The organism is Burkholderia sp. AU33545 (assembly GCF_020419685.1).
Classification (GTDB): Bacteria; Pseudomonadota; Gammaproteobacteria; order Burkholderiales; family Burkholderiaceae; genus Burkholderia; species Burkholderia diffusa.
In genome coordinates, this window is sequence record NZ_JAIZRQ010000001.1 from 404,107 (window position 1) to 423,066 (window position 18,960).

22 protein-coding genes, 1 tRNA gene and 1 pseudogene are annotated in these 18,960 nt (G+C 67.5%); 8 read left to right on the top strand and 16 right to left on the bottom strand.

The window, feature by feature from the left end:
* Nucleotides 1–10: 10 nt before the first annotated feature.
* Both trmB and LGM71_RS01780 read right to left on the bottom strand, forming a co-directional pair.
* Nucleotides 11–778 (bottom strand): tRNA (guanosine(46)-N7)-methyltransferase TrmB, encoded by a 768-nt coding sequence (gene trmB / locus LGM71_RS01775; RefSeq protein WP_226113782.1) that lies wholly within the window; start codon nt 776–778, stop codon nt 11–13.
* A gap of 133 nt (nt 779–911) precedes the next feature.
* Nucleotides 912–986, bottom strand: a tRNA-Gly gene (locus LGM71_RS01780).
* A gap of 294 nt (nt 987–1,280) precedes the next feature.
* On the opposite strand from LGM71_RS01780, the gene LGM71_RS01785 reads away from it, so the two are divergent.
* Nucleotides 1,281–1,625, top strand: a complete 345-nt coding sequence (locus tag LGM71_RS01785) for a cupin domain-containing protein (RefSeq protein WP_059466993.1) — start codon at nt 1,281–1,283, stop codon at nt 1,623–1,625.
* Nucleotides 1,626–1,712: 87 nt separating this feature from the next.
* Here the strand turns inward: LGM71_RS01785 and LGM71_RS01790 are convergent, their stop codons facing one another.
* From LGM71_RS01790 to LGM71_RS01810, 5 genes and pseudogenes are all read right to left on the bottom strand, one after another.
* Nucleotides 1,713–1,970, bottom strand: a complete 258-nt coding sequence (locus LGM71_RS01790) for a helix-turn-helix domain-containing protein (protein ID WP_226113784.1) — start codon at nt 1,968–1,970, stop codon at nt 1,713–1,715.
* A 243-nt stretch (nt 1,971–2,213) separates the two neighbouring features.
* Entirely contained in the window at nt 2,214–2,420 is a 207-nt protein-coding gene (locus tag LGM71_RS01795) for a hypothetical protein (protein ID WP_059605430.1), read from the bottom strand.
* Between the two features lie 9 nt (nt 2,421–2,429).
* Nucleotides 2,430–2,642: pseudogene (rpsU, locus tag LGM71_RS01800) on the bottom strand (30S ribosomal protein S21).
* 34 nt (nt 2,643–2,676) lie between these two features.
* Nucleotides 2,677–2,886, bottom strand: a complete 210-nt coding sequence (locus LGM71_RS01805) for a hypothetical protein (protein WP_059605427.1) — start codon at nt 2,884–2,886, stop codon at nt 2,677–2,679.
* A 47-nt stretch (nt 2,887–2,933) separates the two neighbouring features.
* Nucleotides 2,934–3,218: a hypothetical protein gene (locus LGM71_RS01810; RefSeq protein WP_059605424.1), complete on the bottom strand. Its 285-nt coding sequence runs from the start codon at nt 3,216–3,218 to the stop codon at nt 2,934–2,936.
* A 491-nt stretch (nt 3,219–3,709) separates the two neighbouring features.
* On the opposite strand from LGM71_RS01810, the gene LGM71_RS01815 reads away from it, so the two are divergent.
* The gene (locus LGM71_RS01815; RefSeq protein WP_226113786.1) at nt 3,710–4,870 is read left to right on the top strand and encodes an enolase C-terminal domain-like protein; all 1,161 of its coding nucleotides are present in this window, start codon (nt 3,710–3,712) and stop codon (nt 4,868–4,870) included.
* Between the two features lie 147 nt (nt 4,871–5,017).
* Here the strand turns inward: LGM71_RS01815 and LGM71_RS01820 are convergent, their stop codons facing one another.
* The 3 genes from LGM71_RS01820 to LGM71_RS01830 all read right to left on the bottom strand — a co-directional run bounded on the left by LGM71_RS01820 (nt 5,018) and on the right by LGM71_RS01830 (nt 7,049).
* Nucleotides 5,018–5,554 (bottom strand): chromate transporter, encoded by a 537-nt coding sequence (locus tag LGM71_RS01820; RefSeq protein ID WP_059605415.1) that lies wholly within the window; start codon nt 5,552–5,554, stop codon nt 5,018–5,020.
* Nucleotides 5,551–6,162, bottom strand: coding sequence for a chromate transporter (locus tag LGM71_RS01825; protein ID WP_124903011.1), 612 nt, complete (start codon nt 6,160–6,162; stop codon nt 5,551–5,553). The genes LGM71_RS01820 and LGM71_RS01825 overlap by 4 nt, the downstream gene beginning before the upstream one ends.
* Before the next feature lie 131 nt (nt 6,163–6,293).
* Nucleotides 6,294–7,049 (bottom strand): DeoR/GlpR family DNA-binding transcription regulator, encoded by a 756-nt coding sequence (locus tag LGM71_RS01830; protein ID WP_226113794.1) that lies wholly within the window; start codon nt 7,047–7,049, stop codon nt 6,294–6,296.
* 81 nt (nt 7,050–7,130) lie between these two features.
* On the opposite strand from LGM71_RS01830, the gene LGM71_RS01835 reads away from it, so the two are divergent.
* Both LGM71_RS01835 and LGM71_RS01840 read left to right on the top strand, forming a co-directional pair.
* A complete protein-coding gene (locus LGM71_RS01835; RefSeq protein WP_151048867.1) occupies nt 7,131–7,736 on the top strand; it encodes an NUDIX domain-containing protein in 606 nt (201 codons plus the stop codon).
* A 77-nt stretch (nt 7,737–7,813) separates the two neighbouring features.
* Complete coding sequence (locus LGM71_RS01840; protein WP_226113796.1) at nt 7,814–8,689, top strand: SIR2 family NAD-dependent protein deacylase; 876 nt, start codon at nt 7,814–7,816, stop codon at nt 8,687–8,689.
* Nucleotides 8,690–8,726: 37 nt separating this feature from the next.
* Here LGM71_RS01840 and LGM71_RS01845 read toward each other — a convergent pair whose 3' ends face one another.
* A complete protein-coding gene (locus LGM71_RS01845) occupies nt 8,727–9,938 on the bottom strand; it encodes a S53 family peptidase (protein WP_226113798.1) in 1,212 nt (403 codons plus the stop codon).
* Nucleotides 9,939–10,340: 402 nt separating this feature from the next.
* Between LGM71_RS01845 and crcB the strand changes: the two genes are divergently transcribed.
* Both crcB and LGM71_RS01855 read left to right on the top strand, forming a co-directional pair.
* The gene (crcB, locus tag LGM71_RS01850) at nt 10,341–10,727 is read left to right on the top strand and encodes a fluoride efflux transporter CrcB (protein ID WP_151048870.1); all 387 of its coding nucleotides are present in this window, start codon (nt 10,341–10,343) and stop codon (nt 10,725–10,727) included.
* A 24-nt stretch (nt 10,728–10,751) separates the two neighbouring features.
* Nucleotides 10,752–11,102: a DUF190 domain-containing protein gene (locus LGM71_RS01855; RefSeq protein WP_124629659.1), complete on the top strand. Its 351-nt coding sequence runs from the start codon at nt 10,752–10,754 to the stop codon at nt 11,100–11,102.
* A gap of 9 nt (nt 11,103–11,111) precedes the next feature.
* On the opposite strand, the gene LGM71_RS01860 is transcribed toward LGM71_RS01855, so the two are convergent.
* Nucleotides 11,112–11,675 (bottom strand): YggT family protein, encoded by a 564-nt coding sequence (locus LGM71_RS01860; protein ID WP_059530230.1) that lies wholly within the window; start codon nt 11,673–11,675, stop codon nt 11,112–11,114.
* A 76-nt stretch (nt 11,676–11,751) separates the two neighbouring features.
* Entirely contained in the window at nt 11,752–12,681 is a 930-nt protein-coding gene (locus LGM71_RS01865; protein WP_226113800.1) for a Rossmann-like and DUF2520 domain-containing protein, read from the bottom strand.
* Nucleotides 12,682–13,193: 512 nt separating this feature from the next.
* Here LGM71_RS01865 and LGM71_RS01870 point away from each other — a divergent pair.
* Nucleotides 13,194–13,490, top strand: a complete 297-nt coding sequence (locus LGM71_RS01870; protein WP_124629662.1) for a hypothetical protein — start codon at nt 13,194–13,196, stop codon at nt 13,488–13,490.
* 103 nt (nt 13,491–13,593) lie between these two features.
* On the opposite strand, the gene LGM71_RS01875 is transcribed toward LGM71_RS01870, so the two are convergent.
* Entirely contained in the window at nt 13,594–14,265 is a 672-nt protein-coding gene (locus LGM71_RS01875) for a LysE family translocator (protein WP_059605390.1), read from the bottom strand.
* A 34-nt stretch (nt 14,266–14,299) separates the two neighbouring features.
* A complete protein-coding gene (locus tag LGM71_RS01880; RefSeq protein WP_226113802.1) occupies nt 14,300–15,856 on the bottom strand; it encodes a UbiD family decarboxylase in 1,557 nt (518 codons plus the stop codon).
* A gap of 597 nt (nt 15,857–16,453) precedes the next feature.
* On the opposite strand from LGM71_RS01880, the gene LGM71_RS01885 reads away from it, so the two are divergent.
* Entirely contained in the window at nt 16,454–17,581 is a 1,128-nt protein-coding gene (locus LGM71_RS01885) for a lytic transglycosylase domain-containing protein (RefSeq protein ID WP_226113804.1), read from the top strand.
* A gap of 119 nt (nt 17,582–17,700) precedes the next feature.
* Here LGM71_RS01885 and LGM71_RS01890 read toward each other — a convergent pair whose 3' ends face one another.
* Entirely contained in the window at nt 17,701–18,897 is a 1,197-nt protein-coding gene (locus tag LGM71_RS01890; RefSeq protein WP_226113806.1) for a pyridoxal phosphate-dependent aminotransferase, read from the bottom strand.
* Nucleotides 18,898–18,960 lie beyond the last annotated feature (63 nt).

Consider the following 18,960-nt stretch of genomic DNA (forward strand, 5'->3'; position numbering starts at 1 on the left):
CGCGTTGTGTTCAGCCGGCGCGTTTGCGGAACACCAGGTCCCACACGCCGTGGCCGAGCCGCAGCCCGCGCCGTTCGAACTTCGTGACGGGGCGGTAGTCGGGGCGCGGCGCGTAGTCGGCAGCCGTATTTTCGAGCGTCGGTTCGGCGCCGAGCACTTCCAGCATCTGTTCCGCGTAGTTTTGCCAGTCGGTCGCGCAGTGCAGGTACGCGCCGGGCTTCAGGCGCGATGCGAGGTGCGCGACGAGCGGCGGCTGGATCAGTCGGCGCTTGTGATGGCGCGCCTTGTGCCACGGATCGGGGAAGAAGATGTGCACGCCGTCGAGGCTTTCCGGCGCGACCATGTGCTCGAGCACCTCCACCGCGTCGTGCTGGATGATGCGGATGTTCGGCAGGTCCTGCTCGCCGATCAGTTTCAGCAGCGCGCCGACCCCCGGTTCGTGCACTTCGACGCCGAGGAAGTCGTCGCCCGGGCGGTGCGCGGCGATTTCCGCGGTCGATGCGCCCATCCCGAAGCCGATCTCCAGGATGCGCGGCGCGCGGCGGCCGAACACGGCGTCCCAGTCCGGGATTTCCGCCGCGTACGGGACGACGAAGCGCGGGCCGAGATCGTCGAGCGCGCGGCGCTGGCCGGTCGACACGCGGCCGGCGCGCGTCACGAAGCTGCGGATGCGGCGGCGGTGCAGCGGGTTGACTTCGTCGGCGCCGTCGGCGGCTTCGTCGGGAAGGGCGGCGTCGTCCGGCGGCAGGCCGGCTTCGTTCGGATCGTCGTGCATCATCGGTGACAGAGAAAGGCTTGGTTCGGGCGCGGGCCCGTCATGCGCAGCGGTGCTGCCGGATGAACCGGCAGACGGTACAAAAAAGCCGCCTTCGACGAGGCGGCTCTTGCGCAGGCTGCCGAGCAGCCGAAGGTGGAGCGGGCGATGGGAATCGAACCCACGTCATCAGCTTGGGAAGCTGAGGTAATGGCCATTATACGACGCCCGCAGAACGCGTAATTCTACAGGGTTTGGCCCAGATGTTGCAAGCAAGGCGTTTTTGGCCGCCTGCCTCGAAGCTCGCATGGGCTCGGTGGTTGGGCGACGGATCGCCGGGAACGGGCGTCAAGGATCGGCCGGAAGCGGTCGGTCATCGCAAGGCCGACCGGAACACGCGGGCGGCGCGCCAGCACGCAAGCCCGTGTCGAAAATAGACGAGTCGGTGTCGGACGCATACAAGCCCCGGTGATGCTTTCGAACTAACGTGACAGACCTTCTACCCGATCGTTAGTCTGGAGCCGACATGTCCGATTTCATCACCGTTCTGCGCAAAACCTGCCCGACCCCGGTCGTCGACGCGACCAAGTGGAAGCGCATCGGCGGCGATCCGCACACCGTGAACCTCAACGCCTACCTCTCGAAGGATGGCAGCAAGATCATGGGCACCTGGATCTGCACGCCGGGCAAGTTCGAAGTGAACTACGAGAAATGGGAGTACTGCCACTTCCTCGACGGCTACTGCATCATCACGCCGGAAGGCGAGGAGCCGGTGCATCTGAAGGCCGGCGACGTGTTCGTGATCGAACCCGGCATGAAAGGGACGTGGGAAGTGGTGGAGACGGTGCGCAAGTACTTCGTGTTTGCCTGAGCGGGCCTGTCGATTCGACTCGCGTACCAGCGCCGGTTGAATCGATGCGTTGAAACGCACCCGTACCCGTGCCGACGAGCAAGGGGTTCAGTCGGGATCGCAAGCAGGGGATTCCGGCTCAACAAACTCGCTCCGGTTCGGAAACAACTCGCCGAGCGTGGCCGCACGCTCGGCCGATTCCGCTATTCCGTCGATCTCACCGATCGCGCCGGGTGTCTGCCGCTCACGATAGGCGCTCGGCGCCATCCCGTACGCCCGCCGAAGCGCGCGCCCGAGGTGCGACGCATGGGCAAATCGGCAGGTCGACGCGATCTCCAAAATGCTCTTGTCCGGATACATCAGCATCCATGCTGCCGGGCGCTTCCTTGAACAGCCGTCGTTCCGCGAGCATGTCCCGCAAGTAGATCAATCGTTTCGTGATCCGCGGCAGAACGGTGGTGATCGGAGGGGTGTCGAACGACCTTGCGGGGGTTAGGCGATGGGCAAAGAGGCGCGGCCAGTCCGGAGTCAATCAGAGCGCTCGCGTCTGTCGCGATGTCCGCGCAGCGCCGGCCGGCACGACGCGATTCGACAACGTCGGGGCGACGTTCACTGCTCGATGCTCAGGGCTTTTTCGATCGCGGCAATCAATCTGAATGCATCGTCTCGGCCGATCAGGAGGCCGCGACTGGTGTACTCGCAGCCGAACGCGTAGAAGCTAGGCAGAAGCGTGATCGCATCCTTCTGTCGATCGAAATCGACCTCGCACTTCGTCAACGGGAAGAATGGAGGGTCCTCGACGGTCGGCTGATACACGGCGTTCTCCTAATAGAGCTTGCGAGGCGGTAGCATGCGTTTCGCGAGCAGGCACTGTCTCGCGACGGCGCTGGCTTTCTTGCGCTTGCGCTCGGTAGTTGGCTTTTCATAGCCGGTGCGACCACGCAACTCGCGGATCAGGCCCGTCTTCTCGATGTTTCACCGGAAGCGCCGAAGCGCGACATCGACAGGTTCGTCGGGCTTGCGGATGATCGTCGTCATGCACGTGCTGTTTCAAGACACGCGTGGCGGAACACTAGCCGAGCCGGGTCATGACGGCACTCGCGATCTCGTCGGATTCGAATTCGGAATATCCGGCGCTGATCGTCAACGCGCGCACTGCAGCGAACATCTGCAACTCGGGTTGGTGACGCAACGCAGAACCGGCGAGGCCGTCGTGCGGGACTGCGTCGGTACTGGAAATCTCTCGCCGTTCGATCAGGCGGAGGAGTTCATCGATAATCATTTCGTCATCCGAATCAGGGTGCGGCCGCGCTGCCGCGACAGGAAGCGTCAATGGGAATCTGCGAAGAGCGGCTGCTTGTCGCGATTGCCGTCGATGATCTGCTCCGCGTAGCGAACGGACGCGCGGCGCGCTTCGCCCGCCGATTCGAACGGCGCGTTGTCGATCAGCCGGAATGTTTCGCTGCGGGTCAGCGTGTCGGTGGTGCCGCGCAGGCAGATCTTCACGGCCGCGTCGAAGCCGGCGTCGTAGTTGTGCGTATTACCGTTCAGCGACGGAGTATGCGGGTAGATCAGCGGATAGATTTCGAAGCCACGATAGAGATGCATGCTCATGATGAACTCCTGGGTTCGGGCGCGACAAATCGCGTGGACGAACGCATCCGACCGGTATCACCGCGGCGCGGTGTGACGGGTGGGGTGAAAAGGACAGCAATGCGCGCGGGTAACGGAGGGTAACGGCGCGACGCAGCGAGAGGGTAGACGGCGGGGCGAGCGGCGAGTGGAGTGACGCGGGCTCGGACAAAAATCATCATACGCGCTTCGCGTCGGATGTCTATCTAATTCGCGGCCGTGCCAGTGGGGTGCGATGATCGGCGTCGAGGCGCGCGACGCGCCTCGCACGTGATGCGGCGGTCGTCCGCACGTCGACGCGGCACGGCGCGGTTCGGACGATGTCGAGCGAGTCGGATCCCTTCGCCGCATCGCGACGGTCGCGCGTCTGCACGACATCGCGCAGGCGCCTATGATGCAGCGATCCGCCATTCGCGCCGTCCGAAATGCGCGCATGGTCCGCAAACGCCGAACGTTTTCCCGGAACCCCGACCATGCGCATCATCGACATCCGCGAGCAAGCGATCCCCGTTTCCCGCCATGCAGATCCGGCGCTTCCGTCGGGCGACCTGACGACGAGCGTCGTCGCGATCGTCACCGATGTCGTGCGCGATGGCCGGCCGATCATGGGTTATGGCTACGCTTCGGTCGGTCGTCATGCACAGGGCGGGCTGATTCGCGAACGGTTCGCGCCGCGTCTGCTGGCCGCCGCGGACGCCATCGCCGACGACGCCGGCACGAACCTCGATCCGTTTCGCGCATGGCGCGCGATGATGGCAGGCGAGAAGCCCGGCGGGCACGGCGAACGCTGTGTCGCGGTCGGCGTGCTCGACATGGCGATCTGGGATGCCGCCGCGAAGATCGCGGGCCTGCCCCTCCATCGCTTCGTCGCTGACGGGCTCGCGCGCAACGCGGCACCTCGCGTGCGTGTCTATGCGGGCGGCGGTTACCGCTATCCGCACGACGATCTCGCGCACCTGTCGGACGAGATGCGCCGCATCGCCGATCTCGGCTACACGCACGCAAAGATCAAGATCGGCGGCGCGGATGCCGATGACGACAAAAGACGCATCGAAGCCGCTGCGGCGTGTCTGGCCGACAGTTCGCATCTCGCGGTCGATGCGATGAATAGGTACGACGCGACGAGCGGCCGCGCAGCCGTCGCGATGCTGGCACCGTTCGAACTCTGGTGGTTCGAGGACCTTTGCGATCCGCTTGACCTGCCGCTTCATGCGGACCTGACCGCGCAATACGCGCCGCCGGTCGCGGCCGGTGAGGCGTTGTTCTCGCTCGCGGAAGCGAAGCTGATCGAACGCTACGGCGGCCTGCGCCCGGACCGCGACGTCCTTGTGTTCGATCCGGTGCATTGCTATGGCCTGCCGGGCTATCTGCAGATCGTCGACCATTTCGTGTCGAACGGCTGGCGGCGCGATGCGTTCTGGCCGCACGGTGGTCATCTGTTCTCGTTGCACGTCGTGTCGGCGCTCGGGCTCGGCGGCGCCGAAGTGAGCCCGTTCGCGTTCCGCCCGTTCAACGGGCTGGCGGACGGCGAATCGGTCGACGCCGGCTACGCGGCCGTGCCACAGGCGCCGGGCATCGGCTTCGAGCGTCATGCCGATGCGTACCGCGCGTTTCGCGCGGTAGCCGGCTTGTGAACTGCGCGGCCGGTCTCGGCGCGCGTCGATCGCGAAGCGGACCGCGAACCCGAGCATCATCGCGGTGACGACGCGCCCGAGCACACACTGCGTGAGCGCGCGGTCGAACCATGCGCGGCACGCCCGTGCGCCATAGGCGAGCCGCCGTCAACCGATCGCGTGCGCACCGACCAGCAGCAACGCGCCGACGACGATCAGCAGCAGTGCGTGAATGCGCGTGACCATCACGCATATCGTCGACACGACCGCGATCGCCCGCGCGGGCCAGCCGCCGTCGAGCGCCTGCAGCAGCACCCAGACGGACGCGAGGATCATGCCGGCCGCGACCGGGCGCAGGCCTGCCTCCAGCGCGACCTGCCAGCGTGCGCCCTGGTGGCGCCGCCACAGATGCGCTGCGCCGTAGATCAGGAACGCGGTCGGCCCGAACAGCGCGAGCGTCGCGATGACCGCGCCCCAGAAGCCGGCCACCTGCCAGCCGATCAGCGTCGCGAGCAGCGAGCCGGGGCCCGGCGCCATTCGCGCGATCGCGAAGTCGTTCACGAACTGCGAGGCCGTCATCCAGTGATGCACGTCGACGACCTGCCGCTGGATGTCCGCGATGATCGCCTGACCACCGCCGATCGTCGCGATCGACAGCGGTGCGAATACGCCGAACAGGGCGGCGTAGCGTGACGAGGCAGTCATCGTTCGTCGCTCCCGACGATGGATGCGGCCGCGCGCCGGTATTCGAGCGCGACGCTCAGCGCGCCGGCGATAAGTACGGTCCATACGAGCGGCCAGTGCAGCACGGCCACCGACACGAACGTGAGCGCCGCCACCGCGAACGGCAGCGCGCGGCGCGGCAGCCGGCGCACCGCGGTGATCGCCATCGAGATCGACAGCCCGATCGCCGCGGCGGCCGCGCCCGCGAGCGCGACGTGCGTGAGCGTGAAGCGCGTCAGCGTCGAGAACGCGACGCCGAACAGCACGATCAGCACGGCCGGCGGCGCGATGATGCCGGTGAAGCCGGCCACCGCGCCGCGCCATCCGGCCAGCCGGTAGCCGATCCAGATCGCGAGGTTCTTCACGTTGACGCCCGGCAGCGCCTGCGACAGCGCAAGGCCGTTGAGGAACGCTTCCTCGTCGAGCCAGCGCCGCTCGTGAACGAAGTCGCGCATCATGCGCCCGCTCAGCCCGCCGCCGAAGCTGGTCAGGCCGATCTGCGCGAACGCGATGAACAGTGCGAGGACGCCGGGCGGCGGGGCAGGGCCGTCGGGTGGCGCGGGTGTGATCGGGTTGCAGGGTGAAGACATCGGGCGGACGGGGCGCGGCGGGTGGGCAGTCGCCCATCGTAGCAAGCGGCACCTGTCGGCACGCTGACATCGCGCCGACGACGATGTCGGTGCCGCCCCACCGGCGTGCAGACGTCGAAGCCGCGGCTCGGCTACGCGCGCACGACCGTCACGCCCGCGGCCTCGATCGGCTCGGTCAGCGCTGCATCGGTTTCCCGTTCGACCACGATCGCTTGTGCGAGCGCGAGTTCGCCGATCGCGAACTGCGACGCCGCTCGCAGTTTGGATTGCGAAGCCAGCACGATCGTCTCGCCGGCGCGCCCCGCGAGTGCGCGCTTGATCGCGGCTTCCTCGAAGTCGCCGGTGCTCAGCCCCGCGACTGGATGAACGCCGGTCACACCCATGAAATACAGGTCCGCGTGGATGCGCGAGATGCTTTCCATCGCCGCGGCGCCCACCGCGACGATCGAATGCTTGTACAGCCGTCCGCCGATCAGGATCACGTCGATCGACGGATGCGCGGCCAGTGCGACGGCGACGCTGGGGCTGTGCGTGACGATCGTCGCGCGCAGGTCGGGCGGCAGCTCGCTGACGAGCAGTGCCGACGTCGTGCCACCGTCGACGATCGCGACCTGTCCGGGCGCGATCATCTGCGCGGCCCGGCGCGCGATGCGCCGTTTCTCCGCGGTTTCGAGCAGCTCGCGCTGCGCGAACGGCGCGACCGCCGGCGACGCCGGCAGCGCGCCGCCGTGCACGCGCTGCAGCAGGCCCTCGGCCGCCAGTTCGCGCAGGTCGCGCCGGATCGTGTCCTCGGACACGCCGAATTGCGCGCTCAGTTCGACGGCCAGCACCTGGCCGTCGCGGGCGAGCGCGTCGAGGATCACTTTCTTGCGTTGGGTCGTCAGCATCGGGTTTGCACGAAATTTCTTGAAATTGCACGAATATGCACGCTACCATGAGTGCCGTCACTTGTCGAATGGGAGACCACCATGGCCGCAACGCGGGACCGCGTCCGCATCGTCGATACGACGGTGCTGTCCAATGACTGGTATGTGCTGAAGAAGGTAACGTTCGATTTCCTGCGCCGCGACGGCACGTGGCAGCGCCTGAGCCGCGAAACGTACGACCGCGGCAACGGTGCGACCATCCTGCTGCGCAACGCGACGACGGGTGACGTGCTGCTCACGCGGCAGTTCCGGATGCCGGCGTTCGTCAACGGACACGACGGCATGCTGCTCGAAGCCGCCGCCGGCCTGCTCGACGACGCGACGCCCGATGCACGCATTCGCGCGGAGGCCGAAGAGGAAACCGGCTATCGCGTGCGCGGCGTGCGCAAGGTGTTCGAGGCGTTCATGAGTCCCGGCTCGGTGACGGAAAAGCTGCATTTCTTCGTCGGCGAATACGATGCGTCGCTGCGCACGGGCGACGGCGGCGGCATCGCGGAGGAGGGCGAGGATCTCGAGGTCGTCGAGATGCCGCTGCACGCGGCGCTGGATGCCGTCGAGCGGGGCGAGATCGTCGACGCGAAGACGATCATGCTGCTGCAGTACGTCGCGCTGCGGGAACCCGCGGGCGTGCGCGCCGCGGCTGCGTGATGTCGCGGCGCGGCGCCCGAACCGGCGTATGATCGCGCGACGCCACTCGCACCGTTCGACGCTTCCGCTGCTCCATCATGCCGATTTCCGACTCGTCCGATTCCACCGATTCCAGCGCCGCTGCCGAGCCACTGCCGGCTCATTTGGTCGCGTCCGCCGTCGAGGCGCTCGCGCGCGCCGATGCGCTGCTCGTGACGGCCGGCGCGGGCATCGGCGTCGATTCGGGGCTGCCCGATTTCCGCGGCACGGACGGCTTCTGGCGCGCATATCCGGCGCTGCGCCACGAGCGTTTCGAATTCCACGAGATCGCTTCGCCGCAGGCGTTCCGCGCACATCCGCAGCTTGCGTGGGGCTTTTACGGACACCGTCTCGGACTCTACCGGCAGACGGTGCCGCACGCGGGCTTCGCGATCCTGCGGCGCTGGATGGACGCGATGCCGAACGGCGGCTTCGTGCTGACGAGCAACGTCGACGGCCAGTTTCAGAAGGCCGGTTTCGATCCGGCGCGTGTCGCCGAGATTCACGGTTCGATTCATTCGATGCAGTGCCTGCGACCCTGCTCGGACGACACGTGGGACGCCGCGCCGTTCACCCCCGATGTCGACGCGGCCGCGTGCCGGCTGGTCGGCGAGCTGCCGCGCTGCCCGCGTTGCGGCGGCCTCGCGCGACCGAACATCCTGATGTTCGGCGACAACGGCTGGCTCGGCGAACGCTACGACGCGCAGGAGCGGGCCCTGCAGGACTGGATCGCGCAGGCGGGATGGGTGACCGTCGTCGAGATCGGCGCGGGCACCGCGATTCCGACCGTGCGTCTCTCGAGCGAACGGCTCGGTGCCGACGTGATCCGCATCAATGCACGCGAGGCCCATGCCCGCCGCGCGGACGTGATCGGGCTGAAGGGCAGCGCGCTCGCGACGCTCGTGGTGCTCGACCGTGCATGGCACGGCGGCTGAGCGGCGCGGGACGAATCGGCCGGCCGCGGCCGCGCGATCACGGCTGCGCGACGAGCGCCTGGACGAGCGCCGGCGCGATCGGCGAGCCGAGGCCCGTCACGTAGTCGTAGCCGCCCGCTGCATTGCAGATGCTGCCGCAAGTGCCGTTGGATCCGGTCGTGACGTCGTGATAGTCGCTGCCGTAGGCGTTTTTCCCGACCGTATAGAGCGTGTCGTAGGTGCCGCTCAGCGCGTGTTTGCCGGCCGCCGTGCGCAGCGAATTCGCGATGGCGACGAGCGCCGACCATTGCGGCGCGCCCGCGCTCGTGCCGCCGACCTGGAACCAGCCGGCCTGCCCCTGATAGGTGACGGAGTCGTATACCGCGAAGCCGCTTGACGGATTCGCGTCGTAGCTGACGTCGGGCACGCCGCGCTTGCCGGCCACCGGCACCGGCCAGCCGGTCTGCCCGGCCGGCTCGGCCTCGATCGAGCTGACGCCGCCGCCGCTGCCGCTCCACGCCGCCTCGCTGACGTAAGTGCCGGATGCGTCGGTGGACAACGTCGTGCCGCCCACCGCCACCACGTACGGCGACGCCGCCGGGTACTCGGTGCCGGTGCCGCTGTCGCCGGACGACGCGACGAACGTGACGCCCGATGCGTTGAAATGGCTGTCGAAGCCGGTCTCGCTGCCGAACTCGTTGCCGCCGAAGCTCATCGACACGACCGATGCGCCGCGCTTGACCGCTACGTCGACCGCGGCCATCAGGTCACTGAAGCTGGCCGACGCGGCCTCGACGAGCACGATCTTCGCCTTCGGTGCGATCGCATGCACCCATTCGACGTCGAGCGACATCTCGAGCGACCAGCCCGCGTCCGTCTTGGGTCGCGTGCCGCGCGCGTAGACCTTGGTGAAACAACCGTTCGACGAAGTGCAGGCCGGCAGCGAGAACGCGTTGCTGAACACGCCGAGATCGGCTTCGATCTTCGGATCGTCGTACGCGTCGACGATCGCGACGACCATCCCGTCGCCCTGGTTGGCGATCGAATCGAACCCGTACGCATGGCGTACGAGCACGGGTGTGAGGCCGGCCACCGTGGCCGTGCTCGCGCGCTGTTTCGTGTGGAAAGGCGGGCGCGCATAGCCTTTCGGCGCGCGGTGGCCTTCGACGTAGGACGGGGGGCCGTTGTCCTCGGCGAGCGCGACGCTCGACGCGAGCAGCGACGCGCACAGTGCCGGAATCAACATGGATGACAGGCGGTAATTGTTCATTTTTCGAGCTTCCATGTCGATGGAGTGGGGGAGCGAAATGATTTTACGAAATCAGCAGAGCGAATTGCATTGAATATCGACCCGATTCGGGAATGTCTGGATTAGGGAAAACACGCGAAATGACCATGAAGAAAGGCTTACATGGCTGGTGCGGGGCTGACTTTTCGAATTCGACAAAATCTGATGAATAATCGATTCGTTTCCAACAATTTGTAATGACCTGCGTAATGCATTGGAAAATATCGAGCTCGGCGGTGCATGGAAATAATGAAATGCGTGATTCCGGCGCGACACCATCCGGTGCGCGCCGGGGGCCGGCCGGCATTGCCGTCGCGGCGCGATTCCGCATACAGTTCGGCGTAGGCCGCGCCCGCGATGCGGCCTCGTCAGCGAGGAGCTCCCTTGTTCTATTCGATCGTCGCGATCTTCGTCGGCGCCGGGCTCGGCGCATTGCTGCGCTGGTTCCTGAGCCTTGCGCTCAACGCGTTCTTTCCCGCCGTGCCGCTCGGTACGCTCGCCGCAAACCTGATCGGCGGCTACGTGATCGGCATCGCGGCCGTCGCGTTTACCACCCGCGTCGGGCTGCCGCCCGAGTGGCGGCTGTTCGTGATCACGGGCTTCCTCGGCGGCCTCACGACGTTCTCGACCTATTCGGTCGAAGTGATGACGCACGCGGTGCAGGGCGAATTGGGATGGGCGTTCGCGGTGGCTGCCCTACACTTGACTGGATCGTTCACGCTGACGGCGCTCGGCATGTGGACCGCGCGCGTGTGGTTCGCGGCAGCCTGAGCGCGCCGGCATCGGGAGGACGCGATGGACAGGGTTTTCTTGCGCTTCTACGTGCACGAGCAGCACCGGCTGCACTGGAAGCCGCTGTGGGAGTGGTTGCTGGAGGAAGGAAACCGGATGGGCGTCGCGGGCGGTTCCGCGTTTCGGGCGATGGCCGGCTTCGGCCGGCATCGGGTGCTGCACGAGGACCGCTTTTTCGAGCTGCAGGGCTCGCTCGCGATCGAGGTCGAGTTCATCGTCACCGAGGACGAGGCGCAGCAACTGCTCGAGCGGCTTGCGCGCGAGAAGGTGCGCGTGTGCTACGCGATGATTCCCGCGCGCTTCGGGGTGATCGACACGCTCGAGGTGTCGCCGGCGCAGGGGCCGGCAGCATAGCGCAACGCGTCAGATGCCGAACATCGTCAGCGACACGGCGGCGCGCGTGACGATCATCAGCAGCACCTGCACGATCACGAACAGCAGGATCGGCGACAGGTCGATGCCGCCCAGGTTCGGGATCACGCGGCGCAGCGGGTTCAGGAACGGCGCGGTGAGCTGGTAGAGGATCGGCATCGCCGGCGAGCGCGGATTGAGCCACGACAGCAGCGCCATCAGGATCGTCATCCAGATCACGAGATTGAGCGCCCACTTCACGACGGTGAGCAGCGCGACCACGACGAGCGTCGCGATCACCGAGGCCGGATCCAGGCCGGCCATCACGACCATCAGCACCACATAGACGAGCGCGGTGAGGAGGGCGGCGACGACGCTTGCCCAGTCGATGCCGCGCACGCCCGCGATCACGCGGCGCAACGGCAGCACGAGCCAGTTGGTCGCCTGCAGCACGGCCTGCGTGACGGGGTTGTACGGCGGCACGCGGACGGCCTGCATCCAGACGCGCAGAATCAGCGCCGCGCCGAACAGTGTGAAGACGGTATTGAGCAGAAAACGGGCGATCTCGCCGAACATCGTTGGCATCCTTTTTATACAGTCGGGTAGCGTGCGGCCGCCAACGCCGGATGGCGGCGCATCGGCCGACACCTTATCACGCCTCGTCTCGCGGCGGGGAGGGGTGCCCGGTCGTGCGCTCGAGCGACGTTTCGACGGCCTGCGCAAGCGCCGGCAGCGCGGCCGGCGGCGCCGCGCGCTTCGCCGCGAGCGCGACCGCGCGGCGGGTCATCAGCGCATACAGGGTCGCGTGGTCGCCGCCGCGCGCTTCGAGCAGCGCGAGCTGACGCTCGACGATGCCGGTGTCGCCGCGCGATACCGGGCCTGCCAGTGCGTTCGCGAGGCCTTTGTCGCGCGCGGTGGCGATCGTGCCGGCGAGCATCGGCAGCAGCGCGCGCAACGCCGCTTCCTCGTCGAAGCCGAGGCCGCGCCACAGCTCGACCGCTTCCGACAGCCCGCACAGCGCGAAGCTCGCCGCGTAATGTGCGGCCGCGTGATACAGCATTCGGCCGCCGGCCGGAATCGACAGCGGATGGCACCCGAGTGCGGCAGCTAGTCGCAGCAGCGTCGCGTGCAGCGCGCCGTCGGCTTCGAGCGTGACCGAGCAGCCGTCGATGCGGGAGAGATCGGCGTCCGTGCCGCCGAACAGGTAGAGCGGGTGGAAGCCGCCCGTGGCCGCGCCTTGGCGCTTTGCCGGATCGAGCAACTCGACCGCCGACGCGCCGCTGCAGTGGACGAGCGCCTGGCCTGCCGCGCGCGCCGCGTCGAACCGCAGCGCGGCGGCGGTCGATGCGAGATGGTCGTCGGGCACGGTCAGGAAGATCAGGTCGGCGGCGTCGACAACCTGCTGCGGCGTGTCGACCGCCCGGCAGCCGTCGATGCGCGCGGCAAGTGCCGCGGCCGATGCCGTCGTGCGACTCGCGATCGCGATGACCGGAAAGCCGGCCGCCGCGAAGCGCAGGGCAAGGCAGCGCGCCAGGCGGCCGGCGCCGATGAAGCCGAGGCGGGGGAGAGCGGGGAGGGGCATGGCGGGTCACGCAGCGAAAACGGAGCAGACGTCAGTATCGCAGGAATGACGGGGTGGTCGTGGATCGGCGGCGATGCCGAACGGGGACGGCCTGGACGGCAGCGTTCGGTGCGGACAAGGTAAATTCGCGCCGCGGTTTCGCCTCCGTCGAAGATGGCCTAATCCGGCCCCAAATCGCGCGGGGGCTGTGTCCCGCCTGGATTGTCGGCGTCCTGTTTCAAATTTGTAATCGTTCATTACGGAAGCGTGCCGGCCGCGCTTACCGGATCCGGTAAGACTGACCGGCCGGTGCGTCGCGGTTTGGCTGCTCGGACGGAATCGCGGGACTCGCGGCGGGGATTGCCGGGCCTCGGCGCCCTGCTGCACGGTCGCCGCCGCCGCGTGGAATTGCAATTTGCAACAAATGCGCCATACGCGAGCGGTGGGTTTTCGCTACATTGCATCCATGCGACGTGCATGCCCGCCGTTGCCGACAGGAGCGTACAAATTACCGCTCCAGCAGGAGAATCGAAGTGAAAAAGCTCATTCCGTTCATCGCCGCCGCCGCGCTGGCCCTGGGGGCCGCAAGCGCCGCTCAGGCTCACGTGTCGATCGGGGTCGGCATCGGGGTCCCGATCGCACCTGCGTATCCCGTGTATGCACCGCCTCCGCCCGTTTATTACGCACCGCCCCCGCCGGTGTATTACGCGCCGGCGCCGGCCTACTATGCACCGCCCGCCGTGGTCGTCGGCGGCTACGGCGGCTACTACGGCCGTCCGTACTGGCGTCACGGCTACGGCGGCTGGGGTCACCACGGCTGGCGTCGTTGACGAATTCCGCGCGGCGGCCTGACCGCGCGCGGCAAAACGGCGCAACGTCCCTCGCGGGGCGTTGCGCCGTTTTTCATTTGGGGCGCGAGTGTGCGTGCGGCGGTTACGCCGCGTGGGCAATCAGGTCGCGGTAGCCGCCGACGATCACGCTGTACGAGAAATACGCGAACAGCAGCGCCGACGCGACGTGGCACGCGCGCATCATCCCCGCGCCCGCGCGCTTGCGGCCCTGGCTCGCGAGCGTGCACATGAAGAGCGTCCACGCGAGGCCGCCGAGGAAGAAGCCGGACAGGAACACCGACGCCGTCGCCGGCGTGGTCGCGCCGGCTTTCGCGATCAGCGCGCCGCCGACCGCCGCGAACCACAGAATCGCACTCGGCGACGACATCGCCAGCAGCATTCCGCGCACGAAGCTGCGCCGCGCGCTGGCACGCGGCTGCGGCGTGTCGTCCGCCGTGCCGTCGTGGCCGCTGCCGGCCGGCGCGAGCGCTTCACGCGCCATCTTCCACGTGAGGAACAGCAGCACCGCACCGCCGCCGATCCAGACGATCCAGCGCACGGCCTCGAACTGCAGCAGCACGGCCATGCCCGCGAGCGCGAGCGCCGCGTAGACGAGATCGCCGACGCACGAGCCGACGCCGAGCCAGAAGCCCGGCCGGAAGCCGTGCGACAGCGTCAGCGACAGCATCGCGACGTTGACGAGGCCGATGTCGAGACACAGCGACAGCGACAGGAAGAACCCGTCGGACAGCATCGAGGTGGGGGGAAAGCTCATCGTCGTTCTTGTCGGGTGCGTTCAAGGCGCGGACTTACAGTCCGATTTCCTGCCAGAGACGGTCGACACGCGCCTTCACGGCCGCATCCATCTCGATCGGGCGACCCCATTCGCGGGTCGTCTCGCCCGGCCACTTGTTGGTCGCGTCGAGCCCCATCTTCGAGCCGAGGCCCGCGACTGGCGACGCGAAATCGAGATAGTCGATCGGCGTGCTGTCGACCATCACGGTGTCGCGCACGGGATCGACGCGCGTCGTGATCGCCCAGATCACCTCGTTCCAGTCGCGGATGTTGACGTCCTCGTCGACGACCACGATGAACTTCGTATACATGAACTGCCGCAGGAAACTCCACACGCCGAACATCACGCGCTTCGCATGGCCGGCGTAGCTCTTCTTCATCTGGACGATGGCCATCCGGTAGCTGCAGCCTTCCGGCGGCAGGTAGAAGTCGGTGATCTCGGTGAACTGCTTCTGCAGCAGCGGCACGAACACCTCGTTGAGCGCGACGCCGAGCACGGCCGGCTCGTCGGGCGGCTTGCCCGTATAGGTCGAGTGATAGATCGCGTCGCGGCGCATCGTGATCCGCTCGACGGTAAACACCGGGAACCACTCCTGCTCGTTGTAGTAGCCGGTGTGGTCGCCGTACGGGCCTTCGAGCGCGTGTTCGTATGCGGCGGCCGCGTTGCCGGCCGGCCGCGGCGGCGCGCCGGCCGGGCCAGGGGCGGGTGCGCCTTCCTGCGGATGGATGAAGCCTTCGAGCACGATCTCCGCGCGGGCGGGCACCTGCAGCGTATCGACGCCGGGCGTCAGGCACTTCGCGAGCTCGGTGCGGCTGCCGCGCAGCAGGCCGGCGAACTGATACTCGGACAGTGAATCGGGCACGGGCGTCACCGCGCCGAGCGTCGTGGCCGGATCGGCGCCGAGCACGACCGCGACCGGATACGGCTTGCCGGGGTTCTTCAGCGCGAATTCGCGGAAGTCCAGCGCACCGCCGCGATGCGCGAGCCAGCGCATGATCAGCTTGTTGCGGCCGATCAGTTGCTGGCGGTAGATGCCGAGGTTCTGGCGTGGCTTGTTCGGCCCGCGCGTGACCGTGAGGCCCCACGTGACGAGCGGCCCTGCGTCGCCGGGCCAGCAGGTCTGGATCGGCAGCTTGTTCAGGTCGACGTCGGCACCTTCCCAGACGATCTCCTGGCACGGCGGCGACGACACCGATTTCGGCGCCATGTCCCATACGGCCTTCGCGAGCGACAGCAGCTTGCCGGCGTCCTTCAGGCTCTTCGGCGGATCCGGCTCCTTCAGCACGGACAGCAGCCGCCCGAGGTCGCGCAGCGAGCCGAGCGCGGCGTCGTCGCCCGCATCGACACCCATCCCGAGCGCCACGCGGCGCGGTGTGCCGAACAGGTTGCCGAGCACCGGGAACGCATTGCCGGGCGGCGCTGCGAACAGCAGCGCCGGGCCGCCGGCGCGCAGGACGCGGTCGCACAGTTCGGTCATTTCGAGCACGGGCGACACGGGCTGCGTGACGCGCCGCAGCTCGCCGAGCGCCTCGAGGCGCTGGATGAAATCGCGTAAGTCTTTGTATTTCATGAAGAAGGTCCGAGCCACCCGCAAGGCGGGCAGCGATGGGCGGGCGCAGCGGCCGGCTGCGGCCCCGAATCGACCGACGATTTTACCCGGGCGGCCGCTCGCACGCCCGGCGGAGAAAAAAGTCGACGGCGCGCAGAGCCCCTACGGCAGCGGGCTTGCGATCTGAAGGGCGGTTCAAAATTACTTTTTGTTATGATTTTGCGGTTTTATAGTGTTGACGATCTATAAAACCCTGCTAGAATCCGCTCACATTGGTTGCAGGGTAAAAGGCTTCGAGCCGCCAATCACCGATCTTTGACGCAGCGCGTCACCGTCCGCCGAAACCTGCACGGCGTATTCGACGGCCTTTGTCGTAGTCCCAGCCAGCGCCACGAGACGCTGGTTTTTTTGCGTGGGTGCCACCGCGTATGCCCGCCTCGCCCAATGTGCGAAGGTGCCGGCCCTCTTACACCGTGGCCTCGAACGGTACTTATACCGTTTCCCCGATGCTTGCGCGTCCCAACCAAGGCGTGCGGCGTCGTGATTCCGCGGCGCGTTTTCCGTCTCGCCATCGAGCTGAGCGAGCCGCACGAGTCATGTTCATGGGAGATGATCTGAATGAACGCTTGGTTATCGTGGCGTCCTAGTGAGCAGCATGCACAAATCGTGCGCAACATGCTGCGTCGCGGGACGCGTGTCAGTCACCATCTATTCAGCGTTGTCGGCTGTCTCGCTGTCGCGGTCGCACTTGCCCTGTGGTTGCTGCCGACCGTGCGCGGGAATCTCGCCGCGAAGCTGATGCCGGTCGTATCCGCGGCCGTGCAGGCCGGTCCGGCCCGTCTGCTGACCGGCCATCCGCTGCCGAACTTCGCGCCTGCTGGCGCGCAGCCGCAGCAGGAAGACGCCCCGGAAACGGATGCGCTCGCCGTCGGTCTCGACGTCACGCCGGAAGCCGCCGCGCAGAACGATGCGTCCGATCCGTCCCGTAGCGGCCCGTCGCCCGTCGCGCTGGCGAAACTGATCCCGACCCAGCGGGTCCCGGCCGATGCGCGCGACGATCGTGCGCTCGCGTCGAACCGCGAACAGGCGCTCGTCGCCACCTACCTGTCGCGCCGTTACAGGGTCGCGCAGGAGCCGCTCGGCCAGCTCGTCAAGGCTGCGTTCCAGACCGGCCGCGACGTCGGCCTCGATCCGCTGCTGCTGCTGTCCGTGATGGCGATCGAATCGGGCTTCAACCCGTACGCGGAAAGCGGTGTCGGCGCGCAAGGCCTGATGCAGGTCATGTCGAAGGTTCATTCCGACAAGTTCGAGTATTTCGGCGGCACGGACACCGCGCTGCAACCGCTCGCGAACCTGCAGGTCGGCGCGCTCGTGCTGAAGGACTGCATCGCCCGCGGCGGCTCGCTCGCGAACGGGCTGCGTCTGTACAACGGCTCGACCAACCCGGACGACACCGCCTACGGCTCGAAGGTCATGGCCGAGCGCGGCCGCCTGCGCGATGTCGCGCATGGCCGCAGCGTGCCGGTCAATGCGCCGCAGGCGCCGGCCCAGCCGTCGAAGCCGATCGTGACCGCGGCCGTGACGGCAGCAGCCGGCGGCGCCAAGCGCGTGCATGCGACGCTCGACGGCGCGCAGCCGATCACCACGAAAGCGGCTGCCGCGCCGAAGGGCGCACCGCAGCAGGACGACGCAAGCGTCGACACCGCGAAGCAGTCGCACGGCGACCACTCGGAACTCGGCGCGTAACGTCCCGCGGTTCTGGCCAGACTCCAGCAAAAAGGCACCCGATTCGGGTGCCTTTTTCTTTTTTTGCGCGGGGCAACGGCCGGTGTGCCGGCCGGGAAAGCGGATCGGCGGATCGGCGGTCAGTGCTGGCCGAACAGTGCCGCGAGCCGCTCGACGGCCTCTTCGAGGCGCGCGTAGGCGGTCGCATAGGACAGCCGGATATAGTCGCGCGGCGCATGCACGCCGAAATCCATGCCCGGCACCAGCACGACGCCCGCATCGTGCAGCATCGCGTGCGTGAGCGCCGCGCTGTCGCCGGCCGCGGGATGGGCGACGCCGCCGCAGTGCGCATATACGTAGAACGCGCCGTCCGGCATCACGGGCACCGTGAAGCCGAGCTTCTCGAGCGCTGGCGCGATGAAATCGCGGCGACGCTTGAATTCGAGGCGGCGCGCCTCGTAGATGTCGAGTGTTGCCGGTTCGAAGCATGCGAGCGCCGCGTGCTGCGCGAGCGCGGACGGACAGATGAACAGGTTCTGCGACAGCTTTTCGAAGGTGCCGACGAGCGCGGGCGGCACGACGAGCCAGCCGAGCCGCCAGCCGGTCATGCTGAAGTACTTCGAGAAGCTGTTCACGGTGACGACATCGTCGCCGAACGACAGCGCCGACACGGGCGCCGCGTCGTAGCTGAGCCCCTGGTAGATTTCGTCGACGATCGTGAAGCCGCCGCGTGCGCGCACGGCTTCGACGATCCGCTTCAGTTCGTCCGGCTCGAGCGACGTGCCGGTCGGGTTCGACGGCGACGCGAGCAGCACGCCGCGCGTGTGGCTGCCCCAGCGCGTGCGGACGTCGTCCGCGGTGAGCTGGAAGCGCGCTTCCGGGCCACTCGGCACGAGCACCGGCCGACCTTCGGCCGCCGCGACGAAGTGCCGGTTGCACGGATACGACGGGTCGGGCATCAGCACCTCGTCGTCACGGCCGACGAGCGCGAGGCACGCGAGCAGCAGCGCGGCGGAGGCGCCGGCCGTCACGACGATCCGCTCGGGGCTGATCGTGAGGCCGTAGGCGCGCGCATAGTGCGCGGCGATCGCTTCACGCAGCGGCGCGATGCCGAGCGCGCTCGTGTACTGCGTGACGCCGCGGCGCAACGCGGCCGCGGCCGCCTCGACGACGGGCTCTGGCGCGGTGAAATCCGGTTCGCCGATGCCCATGTGGATAACATCGCGCCCGGAGGACTCGAGCCGCTGTGCCTCCTTCATCAATTCCATCACGTAGAAGGGCTGGATCGCGTCGACGCGTGCGGCGAGCGTGACGAGCGAATCGGCGGTGGTATTCATCGGTCGGGCGGGGCGGGGGAGAGAATGAAAAACGGGCGCTTGCGCGCCCGTGGACAAACAAAC

Bases quoted from the DNA above. Each gene is read 5' to 3' on its own strand.
- LGM71_RS01835 (WP_151048867.1), top strand. From the start codon at position 7,131: ATGGCCGCAACGCGGGACCGCGTCCGCATCGTCGATACGACGGTGCTG.
- LGM71_RS01840 (WP_226113796.1), top strand. From the start codon at position 7,814: ATGCCGATTTCCGACTCGTCCGATTCCACCGATTCCAGCGCCGCTGCC.
- LGM71_RS01815 (WP_226113786.1), top strand. From the start codon at position 3,710: ATGCGCATCATCGACATCCGCGAGCAAGCGATCCCCGTTTCCCGCCAT.
- LGM71_RS01875 (WP_059605390.1), bottom strand. From the start codon at position 14,265: ATGAGCTTTCCCCCCACCTCGATGCTGTCCGACGGGTTCTTCCTGTCG.
- trmB (WP_226113782.1), bottom strand. From the start codon at position 778: ATGATGCACGACGATCCGAACGAAGCCGGCCTGCCGCCGGACGACGCC.
- LGM71_RS01880 (WP_226113802.1), bottom strand. From the start codon at position 15,856: ATGAAATACAAAGACTTACGCGATTTCATCCAGCGCCTCGAGGCGCTC.
- LGM71_RS01885 (WP_226113804.1), top strand. From the start codon at position 16,454: ATGAACGCTTGGTTATCGTGGCGTCCTAGTGAGCAGCATGCACAAATC.
- LGM71_RS01790 (WP_226113784.1), bottom strand. From the start codon at position 1,970: ATGCTGATGTATCCGGACAAGAGCATTTTGGAGATCGCGTCGACCTGC.
- LGM71_RS01855 (WP_124629659.1), top strand. From the start codon at position 10,752: ATGGACAGGGTTTTCTTGCGCTTCTACGTGCACGAGCAGCACCGGCTG.
- LGM71_RS01820 (WP_059605415.1), bottom strand. From the start codon at position 5,554: ATGACTGCCTCGTCACGCTACGCCGCCCTGTTCGGCGTATTCGCACCG.
- LGM71_RS01785 (WP_059466993.1), top strand. From the start codon at position 1,281: ATGTCCGATTTCATCACCGTTCTGCGCAAAACCTGCCCGACCCCGGTC.
- LGM71_RS01865 (WP_226113800.1), bottom strand. From the start codon at position 12,681: ATGCCCCTCCCCGCTCTCCCCCGCCTCGGCTTCATCGGCGCCGGCCGC.
- LGM71_RS01890 (WP_226113806.1), bottom strand. From the start codon at position 18,897: ATGAATACCACCGCCGATTCGCTCGTCACGCTCGCCGCACGCGTCGAC.
- LGM71_RS01860 (WP_059530230.1), bottom strand. From the start codon at position 11,675: ATGTTCGGCGAGATCGCCCGTTTTCTGCTCAATACCGTCTTCACACTG.
- LGM71_RS01830 (WP_226113794.1), bottom strand. From the start codon at position 7,049: ATGCTGACGACCCAACGCAAGAAAGTGATCCTCGACGCGCTCGCCCGC.
- LGM71_RS01810 (WP_059605424.1), bottom strand. From the start codon at position 3,218: ATGAGCATGCATCTCTATCGTGGCTTCGAAATCTATCCGCTGATCTAC.
- LGM71_RS01825 (WP_124903011.1), bottom strand. From the start codon at position 6,162: ATGTCTTCACCCTGCAACCCGATCACACCCGCGCCACCCGACGGCCCT.
- LGM71_RS01805 (WP_059605427.1), bottom strand. From the start codon at position 2,886: ATGATTATCGATGAACTCCTCCGCCTGATCGAACGGCGAGAGATTTCC.
- LGM71_RS01845 (WP_226113798.1), bottom strand. From the start codon at position 9,938: ATGAACAATTACCGCCTGTCATCCATGTTGATTCCGGCACTGTGCGCG.